The sequence below is a fragment of the Lentzea sp. HUAS TT2 genome (genome assembly GCF_051853195.1).
Taxonomy (GTDB): domain Bacteria; phylum Actinomycetota; class Actinomycetes; order Mycobacteriales; family Pseudonocardiaceae; genus Lentzea.
In genome coordinates this window covers 237554-262799 of record NZ_CP196667.1, presented here as the reverse complement: position 1 = coordinate 262799, position 25246 = coordinate 237554, and the positions used below count along the sequence as shown (strand labels likewise).

The 25246-nt window shown below is 69.6% G+C and carries 25 protein-coding genes; 11 read left to right on the top strand and 14 right to left on the bottom strand.

All coding sequences use genetic code 11. The annotated features are described in order from the left end of the window. Positions 1–235: 235 nt before the first annotated feature. The 3 genes from ACSHWB_RS01360 to ACSHWB_RS01350 all read right to left on the bottom strand — a co-directional run bounded on the left by ACSHWB_RS01360 (position 236) and on the right by ACSHWB_RS01350 (position 3673). The gene (locus ACSHWB_RS01360) at positions 236–1582 is read right to left on the bottom strand and encodes an alpha/beta hydrolase family protein (protein ID WP_439660252.1); all 1347 of its coding nucleotides are present in this window, start codon (positions 1580–1582) and stop codon (positions 236–238) included. Positions 1583–1663: 81 nt separating this feature from the next. Then, a complete protein-coding gene (locus ACSHWB_RS01355) occupies positions 1664–2953 on the bottom strand; it encodes an MFS transporter (protein WP_439660251.1) in 1290 nt (429 codons plus the stop codon). Between the two features lie 75 nt (positions 2954–3028). Then, positions 3029–3673 carry a TetR/AcrR family transcriptional regulator gene (locus ACSHWB_RS01350; RefSeq protein WP_439660250.1) on the bottom strand — a complete coding sequence of 215 codons (645 nt, stop codon included), beginning with the start codon at positions 3671–3673 and terminating at the stop codon, positions 3029–3031. A 111-nt stretch (positions 3674–3784) separates the two neighbouring features. On the opposite strand from ACSHWB_RS01350, the gene ACSHWB_RS01345 reads away from it, so the two are divergent. Both ACSHWB_RS01345 and ACSHWB_RS01340 read left to right on the top strand, forming a co-directional pair. Continuing rightward, entirely contained in the window at positions 3785–4633 is an 849-nt protein-coding gene (locus ACSHWB_RS01345; RefSeq protein ID WP_439660249.1) for a shikimate dehydrogenase, read from the top strand. Beyond that, on the top strand, positions 4623–6395 hold the full coding sequence (locus ACSHWB_RS01340) for a TIM barrel protein (RefSeq protein ID WP_439660248.1): 1773 nt from the start codon (positions 4623–4625) through the stop codon (positions 6393–6395). The genes ACSHWB_RS01345 and ACSHWB_RS01340 overlap by 11 nt, the downstream gene beginning before the upstream one ends. A gap of 343 nt (positions 6396–6738) precedes the next feature. On the opposite strand, the gene ACSHWB_RS01335 is transcribed toward ACSHWB_RS01340, so the two are convergent. After that, a complete protein-coding gene (locus ACSHWB_RS01335; RefSeq protein ID WP_439660247.1) occupies positions 6739–7305 on the bottom strand; it encodes a TetR/AcrR family transcriptional regulator in 567 nt (188 codons plus the stop codon). 105 nt (positions 7306–7410) lie between these two features. On the opposite strand from ACSHWB_RS01335, the gene ACSHWB_RS01330 reads away from it, so the two are divergent. From ACSHWB_RS01330 to ACSHWB_RS01320, 3 genes are all read left to right on the top strand, one after another. Beyond that, positions 7411–7845, top strand: coding sequence for a DUF6069 family protein (locus ACSHWB_RS01330; protein WP_439660246.1), 435 nt, complete (start codon positions 7411–7413; stop codon positions 7843–7845). A gap of 139 nt (positions 7846–7984) precedes the next feature. Further along, positions 7985–8812: an ANTAR domain-containing protein gene (locus ACSHWB_RS01325; protein WP_439660245.1), complete on the top strand. Its 828-nt coding sequence runs from the start codon at positions 7985–7987 to the stop codon at positions 8810–8812. Between the two features lie 70 nt (positions 8813–8882). Continuing rightward, entirely contained in the window at positions 8883–9059 is a 177-nt protein-coding gene (locus ACSHWB_RS01320; protein ID WP_439660244.1) for a CsbD family protein, read from the top strand. A 27-nt stretch (positions 9060–9086) separates the two neighbouring features. Here the strand turns inward: ACSHWB_RS01320 and ACSHWB_RS01315 are convergent, their stop codons facing one another. After that, entirely contained in the window at positions 9087–10235 is a 1149-nt protein-coding gene (locus tag ACSHWB_RS01315) for an amidohydrolase family protein (protein WP_439660243.1), read from the bottom strand. Next, the gene (locus tag ACSHWB_RS01310; protein ID WP_439660242.1) at positions 10186–10701 is read right to left on the bottom strand and encodes a MarR family winged helix-turn-helix transcriptional regulator; all 516 of its coding nucleotides are present in this window, start codon (positions 10699–10701) and stop codon (positions 10186–10188) included. The genes ACSHWB_RS01315 and ACSHWB_RS01310 overlap by 50 nt, the downstream gene beginning before the upstream one ends. A 74-nt stretch (positions 10702–10775) precedes the next feature. Between ACSHWB_RS01310 and ACSHWB_RS01305 the strand changes: the two genes are divergently transcribed. After that, entirely contained in the window at positions 10776–11396 is a 621-nt protein-coding gene (locus ACSHWB_RS01305) for a maleylpyruvate isomerase family mycothiol-dependent enzyme (protein ID WP_439660241.1), read from the top strand. Here the strand turns inward: ACSHWB_RS01305 and ACSHWB_RS01300 are convergent. From ACSHWB_RS01300 to ACSHWB_RS01290, 3 genes are all read right to left on the bottom strand, one after another. Then, the gene (locus tag ACSHWB_RS01300; protein ID WP_439660240.1) at positions 11377–11823 is read right to left on the bottom strand and encodes a hypothetical protein; all 447 of its coding nucleotides are present in this window, start codon (positions 11821–11823) and stop codon (positions 11377–11379) included. The two genes, ACSHWB_RS01305 and ACSHWB_RS01300, sit on opposite strands and share 20 nt — an antisense overlap. 65 nt (positions 11824–11888) lie before the next feature. Then, the gene (locus tag ACSHWB_RS01295; protein ID WP_439660239.1) at positions 11889–12497 is read right to left on the bottom strand and encodes a TetR/AcrR family transcriptional regulator; all 609 of its coding nucleotides are present in this window, start codon (positions 12495–12497) and stop codon (positions 11889–11891) included. Between the two features lie 24 nt (positions 12498–12521). Continuing rightward, positions 12522–12959, bottom strand: a complete 438-nt coding sequence (locus ACSHWB_RS01290; RefSeq protein WP_439660238.1) for a nuclear transport factor 2 family protein — start codon at positions 12957–12959, stop codon at positions 12522–12524. A 130-nt stretch (positions 12960–13089) separates the two neighbouring features. On the opposite strand from ACSHWB_RS01290, the gene ACSHWB_RS01285 reads away from it, so the two are divergent. Further along, positions 13090–13857 carry a DUF1883 domain-containing protein gene (locus ACSHWB_RS01285; RefSeq protein ID WP_439660237.1) on the top strand — a complete coding sequence of 256 codons (768 nt, stop codon included), beginning with the start codon at positions 13090–13092 and terminating at the stop codon, positions 13855–13857. 20 nt (positions 13858–13877) lie between these two features. Here the strand turns inward: ACSHWB_RS01285 and ACSHWB_RS01280 are convergent, their stop codons facing one another. Further along, positions 13878–15347, bottom strand: coding sequence for a glutamate decarboxylase (locus ACSHWB_RS01280; protein WP_439660236.1), 1470 nt, complete (start codon positions 15345–15347; stop codon positions 13878–13880). Positions 15348–15505: 158 nt separating this feature from the next. On the opposite strand from ACSHWB_RS01280, the gene ACSHWB_RS01275 reads away from it, so the two are divergent. Continuing rightward, positions 15506–16171 (top strand): response regulator, encoded by a 666-nt coding sequence (locus ACSHWB_RS01275; protein ID WP_439660235.1) that lies wholly within the window; start codon positions 15506–15508, stop codon positions 16169–16171. Between the two features lie 7 nt (positions 16172–16178). Here the strand turns inward: ACSHWB_RS01275 and ACSHWB_RS01270 are convergent, their stop codons facing one another. Then, on the bottom strand, positions 16179–17123 hold the full coding sequence (locus ACSHWB_RS01270; RefSeq protein ID WP_439660234.1) for a Rieske 2Fe-2S domain-containing protein: 945 nt from the start codon (positions 17121–17123) through the stop codon (positions 16179–16181). 5 nt (positions 17124–17128) lie between these two features. Beyond that, positions 17129–18358 (bottom strand): monooxygenase, encoded by a 1230-nt coding sequence (locus ACSHWB_RS01265; RefSeq protein WP_439660233.1) that lies wholly within the window; start codon positions 18356–18358, stop codon positions 17129–17131. 205 nt (positions 18359–18563) lie between these two features. Here ACSHWB_RS01265 and ACSHWB_RS01260 point away from each other — a divergent pair, with 205 nt between their 5' ends. Continuing rightward, positions 18564–20696 (top strand): MMPL family transporter, encoded by a 2133-nt coding sequence (locus tag ACSHWB_RS01260; protein WP_439660232.1) that lies wholly within the window; start codon positions 18564–18566, stop codon positions 20694–20696. Between the two features lie 10 nt (positions 20697–20706). On the opposite strand, the gene ACSHWB_RS01255 is transcribed toward ACSHWB_RS01260, so the two are convergent. After that, entirely contained in the window at positions 20707–22128 is a 1422-nt protein-coding gene (locus ACSHWB_RS01255; protein ID WP_439660231.1) for an ATP-binding protein, read from the bottom strand. Next, positions 22125–22808: a response regulator transcription factor gene (locus ACSHWB_RS01250; RefSeq protein WP_439660230.1), complete on the bottom strand. Its 684-nt coding sequence runs from the start codon at positions 22806–22808 to the stop codon at positions 22125–22127. The genes ACSHWB_RS01255 and ACSHWB_RS01250 overlap by 4 nt, the downstream gene beginning before the upstream one ends. Before the next feature lie 209 nt (positions 22809–23017). Between ACSHWB_RS01250 and ACSHWB_RS01245 the strand changes: the two genes are divergently transcribed. Together ACSHWB_RS01245 and ACSHWB_RS01240 are read left to right on the top strand one after the other, a co-directional pair. Further along, positions 23018–23374, top strand: a complete 357-nt coding sequence (locus tag ACSHWB_RS01245) for a YciI family protein (protein ID WP_439660229.1) — start codon at positions 23018–23020, stop codon at positions 23372–23374. Then, positions 23371–24612 (top strand): RNA polymerase sigma factor, encoded by a 1242-nt coding sequence (locus ACSHWB_RS01240; protein ID WP_439660228.1) that lies wholly within the window; start codon positions 23371–23373, stop codon positions 24610–24612. Before ACSHWB_RS01245 ends, ACSHWB_RS01240 begins: the two co-directional genes overlap by 4 nt. The last annotated feature ends 634 nt before the right edge of the window (positions 24613–25246 follow it).

The following is a 25246-nucleotide window of genomic DNA, read 5'->3' as shown; positions in this document are numbered from 1 at the left end:
TTCTGAGAGGAGGATCGGTCAATGCGAGGTTCGGTGTGAGCGGCAGGGATCGCGCCAAATCCAGATGCCGTCCGAGTCGAACCTCGAGCAGTGTTGACCGAACCGGTTCGACGGTTCAAGAGCCGATTCCACGCCGTCGAACCGTTGAACCACCTTTCGAATTCCGTCGAACGTCCAGGTGAACGCCCCGCCCGGCATGGTGCAAAAGGGACGGAAACCGGCAAAGTTTCGAAACTCAGTTCACCGGACAGGACGAGAACAACCTGCGGGTGCCAGGACCGTTGTAGGCCGCACGATCGGAGAACCGGCAGCCGAACGCAGGCGAGGCGACCGCGGCACGGTCACCGATCGCGTCACCGGCCGGCTTGCGGCCGCGGTCGGTCCACGCCACGAGGTCGTCCCACGCCGCCCCTGCCTCCGCCGGCGAGAACTCGCAGTGGTCCACCGTGCGGATCGCCCGCTGCACCAACAACTTCGACTGACCGCGGCGGACGACGTCGGCCCGGTAGTCCTGTTCCATCGAGAACGGCACGAAGAGGTCACCCAGTCCGTGCAACGAGAGCACGGGAACCCCTGGCCTGCCCGCGATCGCCGGCACCTCGGTGAGGGCGGGGGAGAAGCGGGTCCGCCAGTCGCGCGGCGCGACCCGTTGCACCGCGCGGTTGAGGTCGACCGGCGTGTTCGGCTGGTACCGGGTGCCGAGGTTGGTCGCCAACCGGCCGGGGTCACGCGAGAGCGGGGCGCTGTCGTCGGCCGGCGCGGCGAGACCGAACAGGAAGTCCTTCCAGAACGCGAAAGCAGGCGTCGAGCCTGGACGTGGTCCGCCGCTGAGCTCGACGACGTTCGCGCGGAACTGGGCACCCCGGTCCGTCACCGTGTCCGGGCCTCCTGGCACGAGCCCGTTCAGCCCCAGCTTCTCCTGGATCCGCGGCACCACGGCCGTCTGGTAGTCGGCGGGGATCGGGTACGCGCGGGTACCGGCGAGCGCCTGCGCCGTCAGCTGGTAGTCGAGGAAGAAGTCGAACAGCTCGTGATCGCCGAGCACACCGCACATCGGCAGCGCGCCGTCGTAGAAACCGGGGTACTGCTCCAGCGAACGGCCGATGACGTGCCCGCCCATCGACACGCCCGCGATGAACACCTGCTTCGGCCTGGCGACCAGCGTGCCGAAGTGCCGTGCCAGGTCGTGCGTCGCCGAGACACCGGCACGGACGTCGTATCCGTTGCTGTAGTAGGAAGACGCGGCCCAGGCATAACCCTGGCCGAGCATCCGCGTGCGCAGGCCGTACGCCGGCGGGTCCACGGTGAGCACGGTGCCCGTGCCGCGGTAGCCGTGCGCCCACATGGCGAGCCGGCCGTTCCACTTCGCGGGCACCTCGACGACGTACGCGGAGTGCTGGTGGATGCCCTGCAGCACCCTGGTCGGCTGCCCGTCGACCACCTCGGGCCGCAACGGCGGGTTGTTGACGGTGTAACCGGGCAACGGCTGGTCACCGGGCACGTGCTGGGGCGCCGCCACCGCGGGCGCACCCCCTGCGACGAGCACGAGTCCCAGCAACGACACCACGAACCGTGTTCGCATGGCACACCTCCGTTGGCGACTCCGCCGGTCCATTCCACCCCGGCGGAGCCGCCCCGGTCACCACCCAACGGCCCAATGCGGTCAGCTCACGGCCACCGGCGCCCGCGAACGCCCGAGTTCCGCCGTCGGGCGCTGGAAGGTCTCGCGTCCGGTCGCGATCGCGGTCGCACTGAGCGCGCACACCGCCGCCGTGAAGATCGCGACGCCGATCCAGTCGTCACGCCCGGAGCCGATCGCCGCCACCACGCTCGGGGCGAACCCCGCGATGGCGAACCCGATCTGCGTGCCGATCGCCATGCCGGAGAGCCTGACCTCGGTGCTGAACATCTCGCCGTACAGCGACGGCCAGATGCCGTTGATCGCGGAGTAGCACACGCCGAACAGCAGGATGCCGAGCGCGAACACCAGCCCGTACGCGCCGATGGAGATCGACCACAGGTACGGGAAGATCAGGATCGCGCACGCGCCACAGCCCGCGAGGAACACGGGTTTGCGCCCGATCCGGTCGGAAAGCCCTGCCAGCAACGGGATCGCGGCCAGCGCGACGACGTTGGCCAGCACCCCGACCCACAGCATCGGCGTGCGCGCCAGGCCGATCGTGTTCACCGCGTAGCTCAGCGCGTAGACGGTGAAGATCGTGCTGACCGACGCGATGGTGGCCGCGAGGACGACCCGCAGGACGTCCTTCCAGTGCGTCCGGAACAACACCGCGGCCGGCAGCTTGGCCGTCTTGGTGCGCTTGAACTCCGCGGTCTCGTCGATCTTGCGGCGGATGACGAGACCCACGACCACGACGATCGCGCTGCACCAGAACGGCACGCGCCAGCCCCACGTCAGCAGGTCCTCCTGCGGGAGCGCCGCCACGGGCAGGAAGATCGCCGTGGCGAGGATCTGTCCTGCCTGCGTGCCGCTCAACGTGAAGCTGGTGAAGTACGCCCGGCGGTGGTCCGGTGCGTGCTCCAGCGACATCGAGTTCGCGCCCGCCTGCTCGCCCGAGGCCGAAAGCCCTTGCAGCAGACGGAGAAACACGAGCAGCACCGGTGCGAGGACGCCCGCCGTGGCATAGGTCGGCAGGCAGCCGACGGCGAACGTGGCCACGCCCATCAGCAGCAGCGTGAAGACGAGGACCTTCTTGCGGCCGAAGCGATCCCCGACGTGACCGAGGATGAACGCGCCCAGCGGCCTGGCGAGGTAGCCCACGCCGAACGTGCCGAGCGCGAGCAGGGTCCCCGTCGCCGGATCGGCGGCGGGGAAGAAGACCTTGTTGAAGACCAGTGCCGCGGCGGTGCCGTAGATGAAGAAGTCGTAGTACTCGAGGGCGCTGCCGATCCAGGCTGCCAGCGCAGTCTTGCGGGCCATCGATGTGGTCACGGCGTACTCCTATGTACGACCTAGTTAGTTAACACAAGGTCGGATATGTGACCCCCGTGTGTCAAGAGTGAGATTTCAGCTGGTCAGGTAGTCGATCAGCATGTCACCGAGCATGCGTCGGTAGTGCTCGCGGCGGTCGGGGTCGAGCATGTCCCTGCCGAAGATCGCGGCGAACGTGTGCCGGTTCGCGAGCCGGAAGACGCAGAACGAGCTGATCACCATGTGCACGTCGAGCGGGTCGGCGTCGTCGCGGAACCGGCCGGCCGCGCGGCCCCGTTCGAGGATCTGAGTCAGGCCGTCGAGCGCCGGGTTCGCGAGTCCGGCCAGGACCTCCGAGCGGGCGATGTGCTCGGCGCGGTGGATGTTCTCGATGCTGACGAGCCGGATGAAGTCGGGGTGCGCCTCGTGGTGGTCGAACGTCAGCTCCGCGAGCCGGCGGATGGCGTCCTCCGGCGCGAGGTGCTCGACGTCGAGCTCCGCTTCCAACGCCCGGATCTCCAGGTAGGCCTGCTCCAGGACGGCGATGTAGAGCTGTTCCTTGCCGCCGAAGTAGTAGTAGATCATCCGCTTGGTCGTGCTGGTGCGCTCGGCGATCTCGTCGACCCGCGCCCCCGTGTAGCCCTTGTCCGCGAACTCCCGCGTGGCCACTTCCAGGATGTCGGCGCGCGTGCGGTCCTTGTCCCGTTGACGCTCGGCATCGGGTGACGATGGTGCGGCCACCGAGCCCCCTTCGATCTGCGGATGACCAGCCAACTCTAGTGCAGCACTTCCGGCGGGCGACGGGGAGCGCTACGGTGAACTCACTAGTTCGTACATTAATCGGGAGGCCGGGTGACCAACTACCTGATCGGGCTCATCGGCTCCGGCATCGGCCCGTCGCTGAGCCCGGCGCTGCACGAGCGCGAGGCCGCGGAGCTCGGGCTGACCTACCGCTACCGGCTGCTCGACCTCGACGTCATCGACCAGCCTGTCGGCAAGGTGCTGGCGCAGGCCAGGACCGAGGGGTTCCACGGGCTCAACATCACCCACCCGGCCAAGCAGGCGGTCCTGCCGCACCTCGACGAGCTGGTTCCGCAGGCCGCCGCGCTCGGCGCCGTCAACACGGTGGTCTTCGAGAACGGCAGGGCGATCGGCCACAACACCGACGCGACGGGGTTCGCCCGCAGCCTGAGCCGGGGTCTGCCGGATGCCGCGATGACGAACGTCGTCCTGCTCGGCGCGGGCGGGGCGGGCGCCGCCGTGGCCCACGCTTTGCTGTCACTCGGCACCGCACACCTCGGCGTCCACGACGTTGACCAGGACCGCGGCGCGCAGCTGGTTTCCGTGCTGGAACGCGCGTTCGGCGCCGGCCGGGCCTCCACCTGCATCCCCGAGGACGTGCGCACCGCGGACGGCCTCGTCCACGCGACCCCCACGGGCATGGCCGCGCATCCCGGCCTGCCGATCGACGAGTCGTTGCTGCGCCCCGAACTCTGGGTCGCCGACATCGTCTACCGGCCGTTGGAGACAGCGCTCCTCGCCGCCGCGCGGGCACGCGGCTGCCGGGTGCTGCACGGCGGCGGGATGGTCGTGCTCCAGGCCGCGGAGTCGTTGCGGCTGTTCACCGGCGCCGAACCCGACGCGGACCGGATGCTCGCACACTTCGAAGAGCTGGAAGGAGAACCCGCGCATGCGTCCTGACCTGCGCACCGCCATCGCCACCGTGTGCCTGTCCGGCACCCTGGACGACAAGCTGACCGCGGCCGCCGAGGCGGGCTTCGACGGCGTCGAGCTCTTCGAGAACGACCTGCTGGCAGACCGCCGCAGTCCCGCGGAGATCCGGCAGCGCTGCGCCGATCTCGGTCTGACCATCGACCTGTACCAGCCCTTCCGCGACTTCGAGGCCGTGCCGCCGGACGTGCTCGCCGCCAACCTCCGCCGCGCCGAGCAGAAGTTCGACGTCATGGCCGAACTGGGCGTGGACACCGTGCTGGTGTGCTCCTCGGTGTCGCCGGACGCCATCGACGACGACGATCTCGCCGCGGAACAGCTGCACCTGCTCGCGACGCGCGCGGGCGAACGAGGCCTGCGCATCGCCTACGAGGCGCTCGCCTGGGGCAGGTACGTCAACGGCTACGAGCACGCGTGGCGGATCGTGCGCCGCGCCGGACATCCGTCGCTCGGCGTGTGCCTCGACAGCTTCCACATCCTGTCCAAAGGGGACGATCCGCGGGCCATCCGCGCGATCCCCGGCGAGAAGATCTTCTTCCTGCAGCTCGCCGACGCGCCGACGTTGCCGATGGACGTCCTCCAGTGGAGCCGCCACCACCGGCTCTTCCCGGGGCAGGGCGACTTCGACCTGACGACGTTCACCCGCGACGTCCTCGACGCCGGGTACCGAGGCCCGCTCTCGCTCGAGGTGTTCAACGACGTCTTCCGCCAGTCCGACCCGCACCGCGCCGCCGTCGACGCCATGCGGTCGTTGGTCAGCCTCCAGGACTCGTTGCTGCTGCTGGACGTTCCCGCCGCGCCCGTCCCGGCCGGCTACGCCTTCGCCGAGGTCGTGGGGGAGTCGGACCTCGCCGTGCTGGGCTTCACGCGGGCGGGCGTGCACCGCTCGAAGCCGGTGGAACTGTGGACGCAGGGTTCGGCGCGTGTGCTCGTCAACGCTGAGGGCGAACCCGGCGCGATCGCCGCGCTCGGCGTCTCCGTGCCGGATCCGGCCGCCGCGGCCCTGCGCGCGAAAGTCATGCTCGCGCCCCCGTTGGCACGGATCGCCGGGCCCGGCGAAGCGCCGTTGACGGCGATCGCGGCACCCGACGGCACCGAGATCTTCCTGTGCGCGGACGACGACTGGCTCGGCGACTTCGTGCCGACCGGCGAGACGGCCCTGGACGCCGGCATCACCGGCATCGACCACGTGGCGCTGACCCAGCCGTTCGACAACTTCGACGAGGCAGGCCTCTTCTACCGTTCGGTGCTGGGCCTGGAACCGGGCGCGACGGCGGAGTTCGCGGCGCCGTTCGGCCTGGTGCGCGGCCGCGGCGTGAGTGGCGGCGGCGTGCGGCTCACCCTGGACGCCGCGCTGGTGCGACGAGGAGGGTGGGCTCCGGCGGTGGAAGAGCCGCAGCACATCGCGTTCACGTGCGCCGATGCAGTTGCCTGCGCCCAAAAGCTCCGGCAGCTGGGCGCACGGCTGCTGGACATCCCCGGCAACTACTACGACGACCTGATGGCGCGGACGAACCTGCCTGCCGATCGCGTCGACGCGCTCCGCCGCCACTCCGTGCTCTACGACCGCGACGAGTTCGGCGAGTACCTGCACTTCTACACCGAGCTGGCCGGGGCGAGGGTGTTCTTCGAGGTGGTCGAACGGATCGGTGGTTACCGCGGGTTCGGTGTGGTCAACGCACCCGTCCGGATGGCCGCCCACCACGAGGCGCGCCGACTCGCTCGCACCTGATCGTCAGTCGTCCCAGCGGATGCCGGTCAGCTCCTGCGAGCGGTCCCACAGCCGGCGACCCAGCTCCGGATCCGTTGCCGCCGAAGACACCTGCGCGTGCCGTGGATGTCCGGCCCGTCCGCCGAACTCGGCGCCGCACCGGCATCTCCAGGAGGAGCAAAGGCATGAACAGCAACGCTGACATCAACTTCTACCTTGACCCGATCTGCCTGTTCGCGTGGATGACGAGCAAGTAGGTCAGGCTGGTCCAGGCGCAGCGCGGCTACACCGTCTGCGGGTGGCGTCGGCGTCACGACGCAGCAGGCCGGCGAGGTCGAGGACTGGCACGCCGGAAGCCGCAGGCTCAAGAAGTAGGCCGGTGCCCGTCCAGGAACCGCCGCACCACGGCTGCGGGATCGGCGGGTGCCTGGGTGGCCCGCTGGTCGACCCGCCGCGCGATGGCCCGCATCATCACCGGGCCGACCAGTGCGAAGAACGTGTGCCGCGGCGGTTCCACGACGAGCGACCCCCGCCGCTGGTGGTGCAGGATCACCGCGTCCACCCGCTCCAGCAACGACTCCGGCTCGGACAGCACCGCCGCCACCTCCGGGCTGAACTTGGCCTCCCGCATCAGGGTGAGCACGACCCCGCCGCGGGTCTCGTAGAGCCGTGAGTAGTAGCTCACGATCGTGAGCAGGTCGGCCGCCACGTCGTCGCCCGGCGTGTCGAGGTCGAGCGCGAACCCCGCGAAGTTGCTGCGCACCGCCTGCCGCAGCAGGTTCTCCTTGGAGGTGAACCGGCGGAACAGCGTCGCCTCGTTGATCCCCGCGGCGTCGGCGATCGCGCGCGTGGTCGCCCGTTCGTAGCCCTGCTCGGCGATCACCGCCAGGACCGCGTCGAACACCGCCTCGTCGGGCACCCGGCCGGCCACTCACCCTCCTCGATGAATGCAAGTGTGCACTTGCATCAGCGTGACCGGTTGGCTACCTTGTTTGCAAGTGACTGCTTGCAAATAGCCTACCCAAGGACGGGGCTCATGGCCGACACCAGCCTTCCTTCACGTTCCTCTGTCCTCGCGCCCACCGCCGGAGAGGTCGTCGTCGGCCTGCTGGGTGCCGCGGTGATCTCGGTCGTCGTCAACGCGCTGATCGCCCTGGTGGCGGGCAGGTTCATCCCCGAGGGCACCGAGCGCATGGGCCTGGCCCTGGCGGAGTACGCGCCCGCCACGGTGATCGGCATCCTGCTCGGCACGCTCGGCTGGTACCTCGTGCGCCGCTTCGCCGGCAACCCGCGGCGAGTGCTGCGCGTCCTGGTGCCCGTCGTGGTCGTGCTCTCGTGGATTCCGGACCTGGGCATCCTCGCCGGGGGAGCCACCGTGGTGAACTCGCTCGCGCTGATCGCGATGCACACCGTCGTCGCCGCGGCCACAGTGCCTGTGCTGTCACGGGTTCTGCCGCTCGGAGCCAAGTGAGCACCGGCATGTGACGTGCCGTGCAACGGCTGCCGCGATCGCCTACCCTGGCCAGGGGTTCAGCAGCGCAGCACCGGGTCAGCCCCACCCCGTCATCGGTGTTCGCCGGACGGGAAGGAGACGATCCGAGGTGCCGCAGATGCCGCCCAGCGCCGATGACTGGACGCTCGACCGGACCAGGTTCGCGGCCGACGCCGCGAGAGCCACCGCGTCCGGCAAACCGCCCCTGCGCGACCACGGCGCGCCGCTCGGACCGCTGGCCCAGCAGTTCGCCACCCTGACGTACTCCCTGCTCGACGCCACCACGACGGGCGAGGTGCTGCAGCAGATCGTCCAGGCCGCGGTGCAGGTGGTGCCGGGCGCGGACCTGGTCAGCATCACGCTGCGGTCGCGTGACGGGAAGTTCCACACGCCCGTGGAGACCGACCCGATCGCGATCGAGCTCGACCAGCTGCAGTACGACCTGCTGGAGGGCCCCTGCCTCGACGTCGCGGATCCGGAGGGCCCCGCGGTCGTGTCCGCGCCGGACCTGGCCACCGCGTCGGCCTGGCCGAAGTTCGGCCCGGCGGCGGCCGAACGGGGCATGGGCGCGGTGATGTCCACCGCGCTGCTGCCCGACGTCGAGTCGCCCAGGCTGTCCGGCGCGCTCAACATCTACTCCCGGCAGCAGCACGGCCTCGACCAGAACGACCAGGCGGTCGCGTTGCTGCTGGCCACGCACGCGTCCCTGGCGCTGGCGCACACCGAGGCCGTCGACGCGGCCACCCTGCAGGCGGAGCAGCTCCGCCGGGCGATCAACTCCCGCGACGTCATCGGCCAGGCCAAGGGCATTCTGATGGCCCGCCGCGGACTGGACGCCAACGACGCGTTCGACCTGCTGCGCCGCTCCTCGCAGGACCTCAACGTGAAGCTCGTCCAGCTCGCCGAGATCATCGCGAGTCGCCACGACGAGCTGGATCTGCCCTGAACCCGGGCGTGCATCGGCCTGCGAGAGAAACGCGACGTTTGCTTTCGACGGCTCAGGGCACTCCGTGTACATGGGTGCAGATGACAAGCTGGATGCCAAGGGCGACGAGCTCAAGGGCAAGCTGAAGGAAGGCGTCGGCGACGCCACCAACGACCCGGGCCTGCAGGCCGAAGGCAAGACCGACCAGGCCAAGGGTCACCTGAAGGAAGCCGCGGAGAAGGTCAAGGACGCGTTCAAGAAGAACTGATCCACCGTGTCGTCGAGTGGCTCCACATCACCGATGTGGGGCCACTCCGCGTTTCCACACGTCGGCGATGTCGCGGCTGGCGGTGATGTCCTGGAGCGGATCCCTTGTGAGCAGAAGGAGATCGGCGCGCTTGCCCGCGGCGATGACACCGCGGTCGTGCAGCCCGAACACCTCGGCCGCACGGGAGGTCGCAGCGGCGAGTGCGTTCGCAGGGCTGAGTCCTGCGTCCACGAGCAGCGCGAGTTCCTCGTGGACGGCACTGCCATGGGCGACACGTGCGGGCGAGGTCTCGTCGGCGTTCGCGTCCGTACCGAGAACGATCGACGCGCCGGCCTCGTCGAGCGCCTTGGTCGAGGCGATCGTCTGTCCGAAGTGGAGCGACTTCGGCCTGAACGGGATGCGCAGGTTCTCCAGGATCGTCCGCATCATCACGAGCGTCGGCGACACGGCTGTGCCCGAGACGGCGACCCGGCCGGCCAGGTCCGCGGACAGCGTGGCGCTGATGGGCGCGTGGGTGATGACGTCGGCGCCCGCGTCGAGCGCGATGGCGTAGGCCCGCGGTGACGCGGCGTGGACGACGACTCTCTTGCCTGCCCGGTGCGCTTCGGTGATGAGGGCGGCAACTGTGGCGGGGCTGAGAGGCCGTGGCTGGAACGGCAACAGCTTGTCCTCCAGCACGATCTTGAGGTGGTCCGGTTCCTGACTCAGTCGCTCGGCGACCCACCTTGCGGCGTCGGCGGGACCGCTGACCGCGGTGGAGGCCGGAAAGCCCATCTTGCGCACGGCCGTGCCGCGGACGGCACACGCCGGATAGGACACTCCCCGGACGTCCGCGCGATCGTCGGATTCGTTGTCCCGCAACGCACGCAGCTCGTCCCACCGCGTCGTGCCCATGTCGAGCATCGTCGTGACGCCCCACCGGAGCCCGGCGGCGAGTTCGTCGGCATGGCCGATGTGCACGTGCGTGTCGATGAGTCCGGGCAACAGGTACCCACCCTGCCCGTCGACTGTCACGCCACCGGTGTCGCCGGTGAGCACGCCGTTCTCGACGCCGATCGAGGTGAGCGGTCCGAAGGTGTGCTCAGGGGTGAACAGGTGGACGTTGGTGATCGTGAACCGCGTGATGTCACACCTCTTTCGGTGCAGGGCGATCGAGCGGGTCGAGCACAGCGGCAAGTGCAGTCACCGCAGCCTCGACGTCCGCGGCACCGGTCTTGCCCAGCAGTGCGTGCTGGGCGGCGACGACCTCGCGAACCACCCGCTCGGCGACCTTTTTCCCCTCTGCTGTCAGCACAACGCGTCTGCTGCGCCCGTCCGATGCGTCCGAACTCTGCGAGGTGAGACCGCGGCGCTCCAGCGACCGCAGCACGTTGCTCAGCCCGCCGGTCGTGAGCAGCAGCCGCGACGACAGCTCCGACGGCTTCAGGTGCGCGTCGGCGGTCAGCAGGGTGCCGAGGACGTCGTACTCGGCCCGGCTCAAGCCGAAGTCCGCGAGCACGGCCACCGTCACCCGGTCGGTCAGCGCGTGCATCCGCGCGACGCGCTTGGTGAACTCGATCGTCAGTATCGGCAGCTCAGGGGCGTTTTGAGCCCACCACGCCACCACCCCGCCGACCAGGTCCGTTTCCCCGCGCGCAGTCACACCGGGCAAGCTACCTTTGGATATAGCTTTATGTAAAGGTAATTCCGCCGGGTCGAGATCGCTATCGTCACCGCATGCTCGACTTCCCGGAGATCCAGCAGCGTGAGCTCGCCGCGCTGGCCGACGACCTGAGCGCGCTTGACCAGCAACAGTGGCGCTCGGCCACGTTGTGCGCGGACTGGGACGTCGAGGAGGTCGTCGCTCACCTCGGCGCGGCCACGCGGACCACCCGCTGGGGCTGGATCCGCAGCATGGCCGGCGCCCGGTTCAACCCGGACGTGCACAACCGGCGGCGCCTGGAGGAGTTCCGCGGCGCCACCCCGCAGGAGACGCTCGAACGGTTCCGGCACGTCGGCACGATCACGCTGCCGGTCGAGTCGTCCCCGGCGGGCCTGGGCGAGGTGATCGTCCACTCCGAGGACATCCGCAGGCCCCTGGGACTGCGGCACACCCCCGACGCCGCCGGACTGCTCGCCGTCGCCCGCTTCTTCGCCACGAAGAACTTCGCGGCCAACAGCAAGACGTTGGTCAAGGGCCTGTCTCTGCGGGCGACCGACGCCTCGTTTCAGGAAGGCAACGGCCCCGAGGTGCACGGGCCGTTGCTGTCACTGGTCATGGCGATGGCGGGCCGCCGCGCGTTCCTGGCAGACCTCGGCGGCGACGGCGTCCCCGAACTCACTCGTCGGACTGGATGACCATCAACCGGAACGTCGTCGACGGCGACTCGCGCCCGCACGTCTGCACCATGTGCCAGGCCAGGTTGCCGGGACCGTTGTCGGCCTGAGGCAACCGTTCCCTGCTGATCCCGAGGATGTTGTCCGGGCTCTTCTCGAGGATCTCCGGCGTGCCGACGAGCACCGCCAGGCCGAACGCGAGCACGTCGGCGCGCATGTCGTCGTCCAGGTCGTCGGTGAGCCCGATCATGCACTGCGGCTCGCCGTTCGCGCCGGAGCTGAGACCGACCAGCCCGGCCAGCCCCACACTGCGCTCCACGGGCACGTCGATCACACGGGTGTCCGTGCCCATCGCCAGCGCCATCAGTCTGGCCACCGGTGTGGTGAGCAGGGGGTCGTGGATGGTGGCGTCGCCTTTGCCGGCGGGTTCGTCCGTGTGGTCGCTCATGATGCGGTCGATCGTATTGCCGATCCCGCCCGGTCGCGGGTTGCGTCAGCCATCCGGAAACGGCATCACCCGTGTGCCCGAGTGATCGACGCGAGAACGATCTCCTGCGCCGCGCGGACCGTGGCGGCCAGCGAGTCCGGATCCCTGCGGATGCGGTCGATCCCGGCCAGCATGGCACCGGACAGCAGTTCGACGGTGAGCCCCACGTCGTCGACCCCGTCGAACTCGCCCTTGGTGATGCCGTCGCGGACGACGTCCTCGACCTCGGCCACGAGCGCGGCGAACGGGTTCTCCGGCCCGTTCGGAAGCTCGGCGACCAGCGGGCTGGAGTTGGGCAGGAACATCAGCCGCATGGCGGGGTTCGTGGACGCCGACAGGATCGTCTCGACGATCGCCCGCATCCGGTCCGCCGCCGGCTTTCTGGACCGCGCGATCGCGGACACCTGCTCGGCCAGTGGACGGCTCGCCCGGTGCGCGAGCCGCAGGACCAGCGTCCGCTTGTCGCTGGCGTAGTTGTAGAGCGTGTTGCGCGCGAGCCCGGCCTTGGCGGCGATGTGGCCCATGGTGATGGAGTCGTAGTCGCGTTCGAGCAGCAGCAGCCGCAGCGCCTCGGTGAGGTCGGCCCACACCATCGCGTGGTGTTCCTCGATGGTGGCGGCGCGGATCCGCGGCATCTGGTCGTTCTCCTCGGTCGTGGGCTACTGGGTCTGCAGCTGTGGCTGGTTCTCCTGGTGGATCGCCGTCAGCTTGACACGGTTGAGCCGCCAGCCGTCGGGCGTGCGCACCGCCTCGTCGTCGTAGAAGCCGACCACCAGCCACGGACTGCCGCCACCCGGCAGCCAGTGCTCGGCGCGGACGTGCGCGTGGATCTTCGCGGTGTCGCCGTCGATGTCGACCACGTGCCCGGTGATGGCGTGGTGGGTCGCCTTGAACGGCGCGAAACTGGCGCGGAGGGCCTCGATGTAGGTGTCCAGCGGGATCGTCATCTCCGGCATGCCCGTCACGGACTCGAAGTCCATCGTGAGCTCGTCGGTGAAGACCTTGCGGGGCAAGGTGTCGAACTCCTTGAGGTCCGCGATGTCGGCGTAGCGGCTGATCAGTTCGATGAGCTCGGCGCGGTCGTTGAGGGTGTTCATCGGCCTCTCCTCCTGAGTTTTGCGACAACCTGTCGTAAAAGATTACGACAGGTTGTCGCAAACGGCAAGCGGCCCGGAACTGACCAGAAGTTGTCCTCTTCACCGCGCGCCGCTCCAGGACGATGTTCCGATGGGACCGTGGAGGGATGACTCGACTCGCAAGCTGGGCCGGTTGCGTCGTGGCGTGCGGGTGCACGTCGAGGTTTCCGGCGGCGACGCGAACGTGCGCCTGGTCGACCGGGCGAACCGCAGGCTGCTCAGATCCGGGCGAGAAGCGACCAGGTTCTACGGCGGCCGGGTCAAGCAGGGCACGGAGACCGTCATCCAGGTGCCCAAGGAGGGCGTCTGGTTCCTGGCCCTCGAGTCGCTGGCCCCGCCACCCGCCCGCGTCAGCCTCAAGACGTGGTGCGAGCCGCCACCGCTGCCCGAACGCTCGCTGCAGGGCCTGCGCAACACCCCGCCGAAAGCCGGATCGCCCGACGACGACGGCTATCACGACGTCTTCCTGTGTTACGCCAGCGAGGACCGGGCGGCGGTCGCGGAGCCGCTCGCGAGGGAACTGCGCAACCTCGGCGTCGAAGTGTGGTTCGACCGCTTCACGCTAGGGCTCGGCGACAGCCTCACCAGGAAGGTCAACGAGGGGCTCGCCGGCAGCAGGTTCGGGATCGTCGTCCTGTCGAAGGCCTTCTTCGAGAAGGAGTGGCCGAACCGGGAGCTCGAGGCGATGATCAACCTGTCCGTCTACTGCGAGCAGAAGATCCTCCCGGTCTGGCACGAGATCACGAAGGAGGACGTGCTCAGCCGGATGCCGCTGATGGGCGACCGGATCTCCCGTGACACCAGGCAGTTCTCCGTCACCGAGATCGCGTCCGAGATCGCCCTGTTCGTGCACTCCTGAACGGTGAGAGCGCTCCCGGCTCAACGCTTGTCGCCATCGGCGCCGTGGGAGAAGGCGGCAGTGGCCTGGGTGTGACGAGGCTGTTGCTGGGCCTGCAGGGTGGGCAGGCAGCGGACGAGGTCGTCGACGAGGAGATCGGCGAGGTCGTGGGTGAAGCCGTTGCGGACCACGACGCGGAGCACGGCGAGATCCTCGCGGTTGGCCGGGAAGGTGTAGGCGGGGAGGAGCCAGCCGCGTTCGCGCAGGGCAGCGGAGACGTCGAACACGGAGAAGCGGTCGTCGGTGACCGTGAAGGCGAAGACGGGGAGCTGGTCGCCGCGGGTGAGGAGCCGGAACGGGCCGAGGCCCTCGATGCGGGCGGCGAGGCTGACGGCGACGTCGCGACTGTAGTGCTGGACGCGGGTGTAGCCCTCCAGGCCCAGTCGCAGGAACGAGTAGTACTGGGCGGCCACCTGGGCGCCGGGGCGGGAGAAGTTGAGCGCGAAGGTGGGCATGTCGCCGCCGAGGTAGTTGACGTGGAACACGAGGTCCTCCGGCAGCGCGGCGGCGTCGCGCCAGAGCACCCAGCCGACTCCCGGGTAGACCAGTCCGTACTTGTGACCGGAGGTGTTGATCGAGGCCACCCTGGGCAGCTGGAAGTCCCACTCCAGACCGGGATCGCAGAACGGGGCGATCATCGCGCCGGACGCGCCGTCCACGTGCACCGGGATGTCCCAGCCCCTGTCGGCCTGCACCGCGTCCAAGGCGGCGCAGATCTCGGCGACGGGTTCGTAGCTGCCGTCGAAGGTGGAACCGAGCACGGCGACCACGCCGATGGTGTACTCGTCGCAGTGGTCCGCGACCTGGTCGGCGGTGAGGTGGAAGCGATCGCCCTCCATCGGCACCAGCCGGCAGTCGACGTCCCAGTAGTTGGCGAACTTCTCCCAGCACACCTGGACGTTGATGCCCATGACGATGTTCGGCCGGTCGATCGGCAGAGAGGCCGCGCGACGCCGGTGCTGCCAGCGGCGTTTCAACGCGAGTCCCGCGAGCATGCACGCCTCGCTGGAACCGGTGGTGGAGCAGCCGGTCGGCGAGTCCGCGTCGGGGGCGTGCCAAAGCGCGGCGAGCATCCGGACACAGCGCTGCTCGAGTTCGGCTGTGCGCGGGTACTCGTCCTTGTCGATCATGTTCTTGTCGACGCACTCGGCCATCAGCGTCGCTGCCTGCGGTTCCATCCAGGTGGTCACGAAGGTGGCCAGGTTGAGCCGGGAGTTGCCGTCGAGCATCAGTTCGTCGTGCACCACCTGATAGGCGGTGTCCGCGTCGAGTTCCCCTTCAGGCATGCGGTCCCTGGGGATGCGGCCGGGCTCACGGGTGAACACGGGGTTGGCCTCGAGGTGAGGGCGGGCCTGGCGGTGGGGGTCGGACGAATGGGTGAGCGGCACGACGACTGCCTTCCGCGAGGGACGGGTCCGGTCTGGGACCGAGCAGCTCCGGCCCAGGACCATTCTCTCGGCGCTGGGTGATCTCGCCACCTGACGCGCTCGTCGCCCAGCTGGCCTGAGCGCCGTTCTAACGGTCGTCTCAGGTCCGCTCGGTATGAACTAGGCATCGCCGGCCCTGCGCCGGACGGCGACCGGACCGCGTCCCTGAAAGGCAGCCGTTCATGATCTCTGTGCTCGTGGTGGACGCCCAGCCGCTGCAGCGCTTCGGGTTCCGCATGCTGCTGGAGAGCACCCCCGACACCGAGATCGTCGGCGAGGCCGAGAACGGCGCCGAGGCCGTTCGGCGGACCACCGAGCTGCATCCCGACGTGGTGCTGATGGACGTCCGCATGCCGGGCGGCGACGGGATCGAGGCCACCCGGCGCATCGTGGCCGCCGGTGGGCGTTCGCGCATCCTCGTGCTGACGACGTTCGACGTGGACCGGTACGCGTTCGCCGTGCTGCGGGCAGGGGCGAGCGGGTTCCTGCTCAAGGACACCCGCCCGGAGGAGCTGCTCGCGGGCATCCGGGCCGTCGCCGCCGGGGACGCGGTGATCGCGCCGGTGCTGACCCGGCGGCTGCTCGACACGTTCGCCGACCAGCTCGGCGACGACCTCGGCGCGCCTGTGCGGAAGGATCCCCGGCTGGACTCCCTGACCGGCCGCGAGCGCGAGATCCTCGTCGCGATCGGCCAGGGCCTCACCAACGGCGAGATCGCGCAACGGTTCACGCTGTCGGAGTCGACGGTGAAGACCCACGTCGGGCGGGTCCTCGCCAAGATCGGCGCACGGAACCGGATCCAGGCCGTCATCCTCGCCTACGACCTGAGACTCACCCGGCCGATCTAGCGCTTCGTCAGGCGAGCACCACCTGGCCCTCAACGACCTTGACCGGGATTCTGATCAGCGGTGCGGGTGCCGGCCCTCCGGTCACCTGTCCTTTCTCGTCGTAAGTGGCGCCGTGGCAAGGGCACTGGAATCCAGGGCCGACGTAGGAGACCGGGCAGCCCTGATGACTGCAGGTCGCGTTGAACGCCAGGAAGGTGTCCGTCGCCGGGCGCAGGAGATGGGCGGGCGTCCCGTTCGGCATCGTGAAGCTCTTCGACGAGCCGACGGCGACGTCGTCGACGGCAGCGATCACCGGGCCGTGGCTCACCGGGTCCGCAGACGAGCCGGCAGGGCGCCGGGCGAGCGCCAGCACGCTGCCCGCGGTGACGCCGGCAGCGGTCGCCGCCCCCGCGATCAGACCGCTCCGCAGCACGGTCCGCCGCTCGACGTCGTCCTGCACCGTCCCGTCCTCGTCCGGCGCGGGGTGCACCGGCAGGCCGAGCCCGCGCCGCACCTTCGCGCGCAGCCGGGCACTCAGCGACAACACCCCGGCGTCGCCGGCGATCAGCAACGGGGTCCAGGCGAAGGCGAACACGATGTCGGCCCCGACGTAGTACGGCCGAGTCGTCCAGCTCACCGTCAGGAAGAAGCTGAGCGAGAGGAGGACACCGCCGAGTGCGGCGAGCCGGGTGAACAGCCCGAGCAGGGTGGCGAGCCCGACCGCGATCTCCCCGAAGGCGATCGCCGGCCCGGCGACGGTCGCGTGGTCGGCGGCCAGCGAGACCAGCGGGCCGATCGGGGAGGTCGCGGCGGCGTTCACCATCTGCGCGTGGACACCGAGTGGGGACGTGTCGTCCAAGTAGTGCGTGTCGAGGAGTTTGGACAGACCGGCGTAGGCGAAGGTGCCACCGAGAAAAGCACGCAGTGGCAGCAAGAACCAGACCGGCGACCGCCTCGGGGAATCCCAACGCATCCGGGTCATGTCAGGACTTGTGGGGGGGAGACCGTCATGATGCCCGTGCACATCTCGTCGCTGGTGCCGTCGCCCCACACCACGTAGCGCGGCGGCAGCTTGCTCAGCTGTGGCAACCGTTTGCGCAACCCGGCGTCGTGCGTGCACGTCACCCGCAGCGTGTCCCCCGGACCGATCTCCACCGGCTCCGGCAGCTTCACCAGCCGCTGGTTGTCGAAGTCGAACTGCGGCACGTCCAGCACGACCTTGGCGTTCGGCCTGCCCGGGTTGAGTTCGACCTTGATGGCCCGCCCGAGCAGGTGCATGTGGCCGAAACCGGCGAACAGCGTCATCGGTGCCGGCACCTCGTGGTCGCAGGTCTGGGTGTTACCGGGCTTCGGCGCGCTCTGGCCGCACTCCTCCAGCTGACGATCCGCGGTTTCACCGACCTCCGGCCCGAACCGCTTCGTCACGTCCGCGATCGAGGCAGCCCGGTCGCAGAGCGGACCCGACTCGTCGGCGGTGCAGGGCAGCTCGGTCGGCGCGTCGAGCGGGAACGTGTCGAGTTCCCGGGTCTGCGGCGTGCCGCCGGTCAGCCGCAGCCGCACCGCCGTGCGATCCGACCCGGCCGGCTTGCCGTCGGTCACGAGCAGGTTGTAGTGCATCTGGAGGATGAGCAGGCTGCCCGGCTCCAGCTTGAAGCCGGCGTCCTGGGTGTACAGCGTCTCCGTGGCGCCCGGCGCCCAGGTGTCCACCCACGTCGCGCCGGGGTCGGCGCTTTCGTCCTCGCTCTCCACGTCGGCGCCGGCCACGCCGGTTCCGCCGAAACACTGCCAGCCGAGGCCGGGGGTCTTCGCGTCCTGCTCGCGCACGAGGGCAGCACCGCCCGGCGGCACCGCGTACACGATGGCGTGGTGCGCGAGGGCGACGTTCTCCGGCATGACCTGGGTCCCGGTCAGGAACTCCGCCTTGGTCAGGCCCGGATCGATCACCTGGCACCGGTACTCGTCCGTGCCGCCGCCCTCCGGAGGTGCGGGCGTGTAGGCCTCGGCCATCTTCAGGTCGACGAACCGCTCGCCGGCGCGCAGCGGCTGCGCTGGAGCCGGCGGCTGGCCCGCGTGAGCGTTGTGCGGGCCGGGCGGGACGGGCGCCGCGCCGTTGCCGGCGTTCGACCCGCAGGCAACGACGGCGAACGCCGTCGCCAGCGCCACGGTGGCCGCCCCAAACCTCCACAGTGGACTGTCAGTTTTCCTCATGACCTGAACGCTAGGGCGGAATCCGTCCCGTTTCGTCGTACCGCGGTCGTCACTTCGGCAGGGAGGCGGTACGACGGTACTACTCCGTTGAGTCCCTTTAGGACTGCCGGCGGGCCTGAGCACCGCATTAACGGTCCTCTCAGATTCGCTCGGTAGGAAGTCGACGCCAGACAGGCGAAACATCACTTGTGCGGGAGGCTCTTGAATGGCAGTCGAAGCAGCGCCGTCCGGAAAGAAACCGGCAGGCCGGTGGGTGCCGTGGTTGGTGATCGGCTTGTGGTTGGTGCTGACCGTCGTCATGGGGCCGTTGAGCGGAAAGCTGAGTTCGGTCACCACCGACAAAGCCGTGGACACCCTGCCGGCGAACGCCGAGTCCACCAAGGTCGCGGCACTGGAGGACAGTCTCCCCGGCGGGAACGACAACACGTTCGTCTTCGTGTACCACCGCGACAGCGGCATGACCGATGCCGACCGCGCGACGGTCGAGCGCCACTACAACACCCTTGCCAAGCGGTATCCGCCGAAGGTGGTGGCCCCGGACGGCGAGGACGAGGGCCCGCGGACAAGACCTTCCAGCAACGGCAAAGCGATGATGTTCACCCTCGATGTGGCCACGTCCTACGGCGCGCCGGAAGCTGTCGTCGGCCCGTTGCGTGACGCCGCGAGGGACCGCCCCGCCGGCCTCGAAGTCGACGTGACCGGCCCGGCCGCGGTCGAGGGCGACATGGACGCCGTTTTCGACGGCATCGACCTGCAGGTCCTCCTCACCACCATCGTCGTCGTCACGCTCCTGCTGATCATCACCTACCGCAGCCCGGTGTTGTGGCTCATCCCGCTGGTGGCCGTGGGCGCGGCCGCACTGACCTCGATGGCGACCGTCTACTTGCTGGTCAAGGGTTTCGGCATCGTGGTCAACGACCAGAACTCGGCGCTGCTGACGATCCTGGTGTTCGGCGTCGGCACGGACTACGCGCTGTTGCTCATCGCCCGATACCGGGAAGCGTTGCACCACCACGAGAACGTCCGGGTCGCGATGATCCACGCGCTGCGCGGTGCCGCGCCGGCCATCGTCGCGTCCGCGGCCACCGTGGTCGCCGGCCTGCTCTGCCTGCTCGTCGCGGACCTGAACAGCACCAGCGGGTTGGGCCCGATCGGCGCGGCCGGCATCCTGTGCGCGCTGGTGGCCATGCTGACGCTGTTCCCGGCGCTGCTGGTGGTGCTCGGCAGGCGGATCTTCTGGCCGTCCATCCCGCGGTTCAGCACGGCCGTGGGGGAGAAGCCGGGGTTGTGGGTGAGGCTCGGCGCCGCCATCGGTCGCCGCCGGTGGGTCGCGACGCTCGGCTCGCTCGGGATCCTGGGCGTGCTCGCTCTCGGGCTGACGGGCAACACCGGCGCCCTGCGGGAGCAGGACCAGTTCGTGTCCGCGCCGGAGTCGGTCACCGGCTTCACCGTTCTGCGCCAGCACTTCCCGGAGCTCGGCGGCCAGCCGATGACGATCTTCACGCGGCCGGCGCACCAGGAACGGGTGCTCGAAGTCGTCAAGGGCGTTCGCGGTGTGGCGGTGGCCGTCCCCGGTGAGACCAGCGGTGGCTGGGCCGACATCTCGGTGTTCCCGACGGACGCGCCGGACACCGTCGCGGAGTACGACACGATCAAGCGGGTGCGCACCGCCGTGCACGCGGTGAACGGGGCGGAGGCGATCGTCGGCGGACCCAGTGCGGAGCACCTCGACACCGCGGAGACCACCAGCCGTGACGAGAAGCTGGTGATCCCGTTGGTGCTCGTCGTCGTCCTGATCGTTCTCGCGCTGCTGCTCCGAGCGATCGTGGCCCCGCTGGTCCTGATGGCCACCGTGGTCGTCTCGTTCGCGGCGGCCTTCGGCGGCAGCGTGTTCGTCTTCGACACGGTCCTCGGGTTCAAGGGCATCGACTATTCGGTGCCACTGCTGGCTTTCCTGTTCCTGGTGGCGCTCGGCGTCGACTACAAGATCTTCCTGGCCAGCCGGGCACGGGAGGAGACCGTGCGACTGGGCACCAGAGAGGGGATGCTCAAAGCCCTCTCCGCCACCGGTGGCGTCATCACCTCGGCGGGCCTGGTCCTGGCGGCCACGTTCGCGGTCCTCACCACGCTTCCGCTGGTGATGCTGATCGAGGTCGGGTTCCTGGTCGCCTTCGGCGTGCTGCTCGACGCCCTGCTGGTGCGGTCGGTCCTGGTGCCCGCCCTCACCCTGCTGATCGGCCGGCGGATGTGGTGGCCGAGCCGGCTGTCCCGGCCGGTGGAGCAACCGGACGGTCAACGGCCGCGCGTCGACGACGAGGAGCCAGTGCTGCAACGGTGAGTGCGGCAGATCAGCGCACCGCGGTGTCCTCCCCGGCGGTGAGCCGCGCGATCGGGACGGCCGGAAGGTCGACCCGGAGCAGCGCGCCACCGCGCGGGGAGCGGCCCACGGCGGCCCGGCCACCGTGGGCGTCCACGACCCGCTGCACGATCGACAGCCCCAGACCGGATCCCGGCAACGCCCGAGCGCTGTCGGCACGGTAGAACCGGTCGAACACCCGCGGTACGTCGGCGGAGTCGATGCCCGGCCCGGCGTCGTCGACCTCGAGCACCGCCGACGCGCCCTGGACACGAAGCCGAACCTGGACCGGCTGGTCCGCGGGGGACCACTTGCCGGCGTTGTCGATGAGGTTGAGCACCGCCCGTTGGAGCGCGGCGGGACGCCCTCTCACCCACACGGAGGTCACGTCGAGCGCGACCTCGACGTCGGGCATGCGGGAACACGCCTGCGCCGAGGCGGCCACCACCACGTCGGCGAGGTCGAGCAGTTCGGTGCTCTCGTCACTGATGTCACCGCGTGCCAGGTCGGTCAGCTCGGCGGCAAGGGTGCTCAGCTCGGCCACCTGGGTGCCGAGATCGTTGAGCAGCCGGGTCCGGCTCTCCGAGGGAAGTGCGGTGTCCAGGGCGCCGCGCCGATCGAGCCGGATCAGCAGTTCGATGTTGAGGCGCAGGCTGGTGAGCGGGGTCTTGAACTCGTGGGCGGCGTCCTCGGCGAGCAACCGTTGCGCCTGCCGGGAGTCCCGGAGCGCGGCGAGCATGTCGTTGATCGACTGGATCAGCTGCCGGATCTCCCCACCGCCCTCGTCCGGGATGTCGGCGTCGAGATCCCGGGTGTGCGCGACACGGACCGCGGCGGCGGTCAGCCGGTCGATCGGCGCCAGCCCGGTCCGCGCCACGGCCCGCCCGACAAGAGCGCCGCAGACCACACAGAACAGCCCGATCAGCAGCATGCCCAACCCGAACTGGTTGATCGGGCTGTCGTCGGCCACGCGAGCCACCTGGATCGCGCCATCACCTGCCCGCAACGTGTAGACGAGGTAGCCGTCGTCGTCGCTGTCGCCCGACTCCACCAGGTCGGCCGACACACCCCGCGCCACGAGCCCGGCCTCCTCGCTGACCGGGGGCAACGCGGGCTGGCCGACCGGCGTCCGGACCGAGCCGTCGGCCAGGACGACCCGCACCAGCCGACCGGCTCCGGGATACGGCGGCAGCTCGACCTGCGCCAGCCCGGCACGCTCGGCGCTGGCCACCAGGACACGGGAGTCGGCGCGCAGCTGTTCCTCCGCGGTGTCCTGCAACTCCCGGTCCAGCAGTTCGCTGGCCACCTGGAAGGCCAAGAACACGCTGGCCGCGATGGCCGTAGCCGCGATCACCGTCAGCCTGGTCCGCAGGGACTGCAGGCGCCACCACCGCGTCAGCCGCCGCCTGCTCACGGAGGAGTCTCCCGCAACGTGTACCCCAAGCCGCGCCGCGTGTAGATCAACCGCGGCTCACCCTCGGCCTCCATCTTGCGGCGCAGGTAGCTCACGTAGACCTGGAGGTTGTTGGAGGTGACGCTCATGTCGAAGCCCCAGATCGCCCCGAACAGCTCGCCACGGGTCAACACGCGGGTCGCGTTGCGCACGAGGACCTCCAACAGGAAGAACTCGGTCCGGGTGAGGCGGAGCGGCCGCCCACCACGCCACGCCTCGAACCTGTCGGGATCGACCCGGACATCGGCGAACGTCAGGATCTGCGACTCGTCGTCGCCCGGCGCGCGGCGACGCAGCAGAGCACGAACCCTGGCCAGCAACTCCTCGGTGGCGAACGGCTTGGGCAGGTAGTCGTCGGCACCCGCGTCCAGCCCCGCGACCCGGTCGGAGACCTGATCCCGGGCAGTCAGCATCAGCACCGGCAGATCCCGCCCCGCCGCCCGCAACCGCCGGCAGGTCTCCACCCCGCCGAGGCGGGGCATCATCACGTCGAGGATCAGCAGATCCGGCTCGTCGCCGTCGATCCCGTCGAGCACGGCGAGACCGTTGGCGACGGTGCTGGTGTCGTAACCCTCGACCTGGAGCACCCGCTCCAGCGACTCACGGATGGCCGCCTCGTCATCCGCGATCATGATCCGCACGCCGGCCCGCCCCCCTCCAGTCGATGCTTTGGCCGCTCATGGTCCTCGATGAACCTGAGGCCAGCGTTAGAGCGTCACGGCTGCAGTGGGCTGGACCAGCCACGCTTGCCGTGGCCGACTCTCGCCCGGTTGTCGATCTGCCGGACGTCTCATCCGTCGTAGGGTGGAGGCCGCCCGCCGAGGGGGCCCGTACCCGAGGGGTCGAAGACATGGCGAAGTACATGATCCTCATCTACGGCGACGCCGCGCAGTGGGACGCGATGACCGAGGAACAGTGGCACGCGCACAACGAAGGCCATGCGGCGTTCGCGGCCAAGGCAGGTGCCCGAGTTCTCGACGGCCGACAGCTCGAGAACACCCCCATGGCCACCTCTCTGCGCGCAGACGCACACGGCGATGTCCACACCACCGACGGCCCTTTCCTGGAGACCAAGGAAGGAATCGGCGGCTACTACCTGCTCGAAGCGTCCGACCTGGACGAGGTGTTCGAACTGGCCCGGCTGCTGCCGGAGCTCAACTACACGCACAGCGGCCTGGAGATCCGACCAGTCGTCGAGCGCGGGTGAGCGACACCAGGGACGACGTCGTCGCGGCGGTGGCAGAGGCCTACCGCCGCGACTGGGCGGTGGTGCTCAGCGCGACCGCCCAGCTGACCAGAGACCTCGACCGGGCAGAGGAACACACCCAGGACGCCTACGCCCAAGCCCTGCAGACGTGGGAGGCGGCGGGCATCCCGGAGCGGCCAGGTGCGTGGCTGACCACCACCGCCCGCAACCGAGCCCTGGACGCACTGCGCAGGGACTCGGTCTTCCGCCGCAGAATGCCCCTGCTGGTCACCGACTCGACGACGCAAGGGCCCGAGGACGCTCTGAACGACGACCGGCTCCGGCTCATCTTCACGTGCACTCACCCCGCACTGGCGATGGACGCCCAGGTGGCGCTGACGTTGCGACTGGTGTGCGGCCTGTCCACCCCTGAGGTGGCCAGGGCGTTCCTGGTACCGCCCGCGACCATGGCGGCCCGCATCACCAGGGCCAAGAAGAAGATCGCCGCCGCCCGCATCCCGTACCGCGTGCCGGGCCCGGACCAGCTGGAGGAACGGGTCAGTGCGGTCCTGGAGGTCGTCCACCTCGTCTTCACGACCGGCCACACCGCCCCGTTCGGCGACGGCCTGACCCGCCGCGACCTGACCGACAGCGCCATCAGACTCGCCCGCCTGCTGCACCTGCTCATGCCGACCAACGCCGAGATCACCGCCCTGCTGGCCCTGCTACTGCTCAACACGGCCCGCCAGAACACCAGAGAGGCCAACGACGGCCGCTTGCTGCTGCTGTCCGAACAGGACCGCACGCGCTGGGACCGTCAGCTCATCGCCGAGGGGCAGTCGTTGCTGACCGAGGCCCTGCTCCGGCGCCCACCGACCCGTTACGCCCTGCAGGCCGCGATCGCCGCCCTGCACGCGGAAGCTCCGAACTGGACCGACACCGACTGGGAAGAGATAGTCGGCCTCTACGACCTCCTGCGCCGACTGTGGCCGTCCCCGGTGGTCGAGCTCAATCGCGCCGTCGCCGTCGGCATGCGCGACGGACCTCAGGCCGGACTGGACGCGTTGGCGCCGCTGCTGGCCGATCCAGCCCTGGCCACGTACCGCTATCTCAGCGCCGCCCGCGCCGACTTCCTGCGTCGGCTGGGGGACTGGCCGCAGGCGATGACGGCGTACCAGGAGGCGCTGACGCTCACCGACAACCAGGTCGAACGTGCCTTTCTCGCCGAACGGTTGACCGAGGTCGCGCGCAATCTGTGACACGGCGGAAGTCCTTCGAAAGGTAGGGCGGGAGGCCGCCTGGACGACGCGCAAGCCTCATGCAGGGCAGTCCGCTGGGCGGTGAGAACGCAGCGTCTAGCGGAACGACAGCAGCTCAGGCCCTGCCGCGGGCAACGAGGCGCTCGGGGTGGGATCGGTATGCCGCGTGAGCTGCAGCGATGACTTTCGAGCGGGACAGGGTCTGATCGCGGCGCCGGGCGGTACCCAGTCCTGTCCCGACTTCGGACGGGCGGCCATTCCAGGTCGGCGAGTACAGGGAACCGATCGAAGTGGCGGTCATCCGCGTGGCACTCGGACGCGGCGGTACTGACCACCGCCAATGCGGCACCCAGTGCCGCGATCTGGCCCACGGCACGGCCACGGGTCGCGAGCACGCATCCACCACACCCCTTCTGTCCACAGTAGACAAACTGCGGTCTGGTTCACGCACCAACGCCGGCTCGGCCCGTTCAGACCGGTCCATGCCGCACAGGTGCGGCATGGACGCGTGGGTGCCCAGGTGCCAGGTTGGACCGAGCGCGCGCAGTTGAGGTCAAGACGGGGCAACAGGGGGAGACCGGGGCGACGACCGTCGTGGGCTGCACCGGGAGGTGCGGCGGGTCGTTGTGGTGGT

Coding starts and splice junctions, on each gene's coding strand:
- ACSHWB_RS01280 (WP_439660236.1), bottom strand. CDS start 15,347: ATGGTCCTGGGCCGGAGCTGCTCGGTCCCAGACCGGACCCGTCCCTCG.
- ACSHWB_RS01285 (WP_439660237.1), top strand. CDS start 13,090: ATGGGACCGTGGAGGGATGACTCGACTCGCAAGCTGGGCCGGTTGCGT.
- ACSHWB_RS01270 (WP_439660234.1), bottom strand. CDS start 17,123: ATGCGTTGGGATTCCCCGAGGCGGTCGCCGGTCTGGTTCTTGCTGCCA.
- ACSHWB_RS01245 (WP_439660229.1), top strand. CDS start 23,018: ATGGCGAAGTACATGATCCTCATCTACGGCGACGCCGCGCAGTGGGAC.
- ACSHWB_RS01340 (WP_439660248.1), top strand. CDS start 4,623: ATGCGTCCTGACCTGCGCACCGCCATCGCCACCGTGTGCCTGTCCGGC.
- ACSHWB_RS01265 (WP_439660233.1), bottom strand. CDS start 18,358: ATGAGGAAAACTGACAGTCCACTGTGGAGGTTTGGGGCGGCCACCGTG.
- ACSHWB_RS01290 (WP_439660238.1), bottom strand. CDS start 12,959: ATGAACACCCTCAACGACCGCGCCGAGCTCATCGAACTGATCAGCCGC.
- ACSHWB_RS01360 (WP_439660252.1), bottom strand. CDS start 1,582: ATGCGAACACGGTTCGTGGTGTCGTTGCTGGGACTCGTGCTCGTCGCA.
- ACSHWB_RS01320 (WP_439660244.1), top strand. CDS start 8,883: ATGGGTGCAGATGACAAGCTGGATGCCAAGGGCGACGAGCTCAAGGGC.
- ACSHWB_RS01305 (WP_439660241.1), top strand. CDS start 10,776: ATGCTCGACTTCCCGGAGATCCAGCAGCGTGAGCTCGCCGCGCTGGCC.
- ACSHWB_RS01300 (WP_439660240.1), bottom strand. CDS start 11,823: ATGAGCGACCACACGGACGAACCCGCCGGCAAAGGCGACGCCACCATC.
- ACSHWB_RS01325 (WP_439660245.1), top strand. CDS start 7,985: ATGCCGCCCAGCGCCGATGACTGGACGCTCGACCGGACCAGGTTCGCG.
- ACSHWB_RS01260 (WP_439660232.1), top strand. CDS start 18,564: ATGGCAGTCGAAGCAGCGCCGTCCGGAAAGAAACCGGCAGGCCGGTGG.
- ACSHWB_RS01330 (WP_439660246.1), top strand. CDS start 7,411: ATGGCCGACACCAGCCTTCCTTCACGTTCCTCTGTCCTCGCGCCCACC.
- ACSHWB_RS01295 (WP_439660239.1), bottom strand. CDS start 12,497: ATGCCGCGGATCCGCGCCGCCACCATCGAGGAACACCACGCGATGGTG.
- ACSHWB_RS01275 (WP_439660235.1), top strand. CDS start 15,506: ATGATCTCTGTGCTCGTGGTGGACGCCCAGCCGCTGCAGCGCTTCGGG.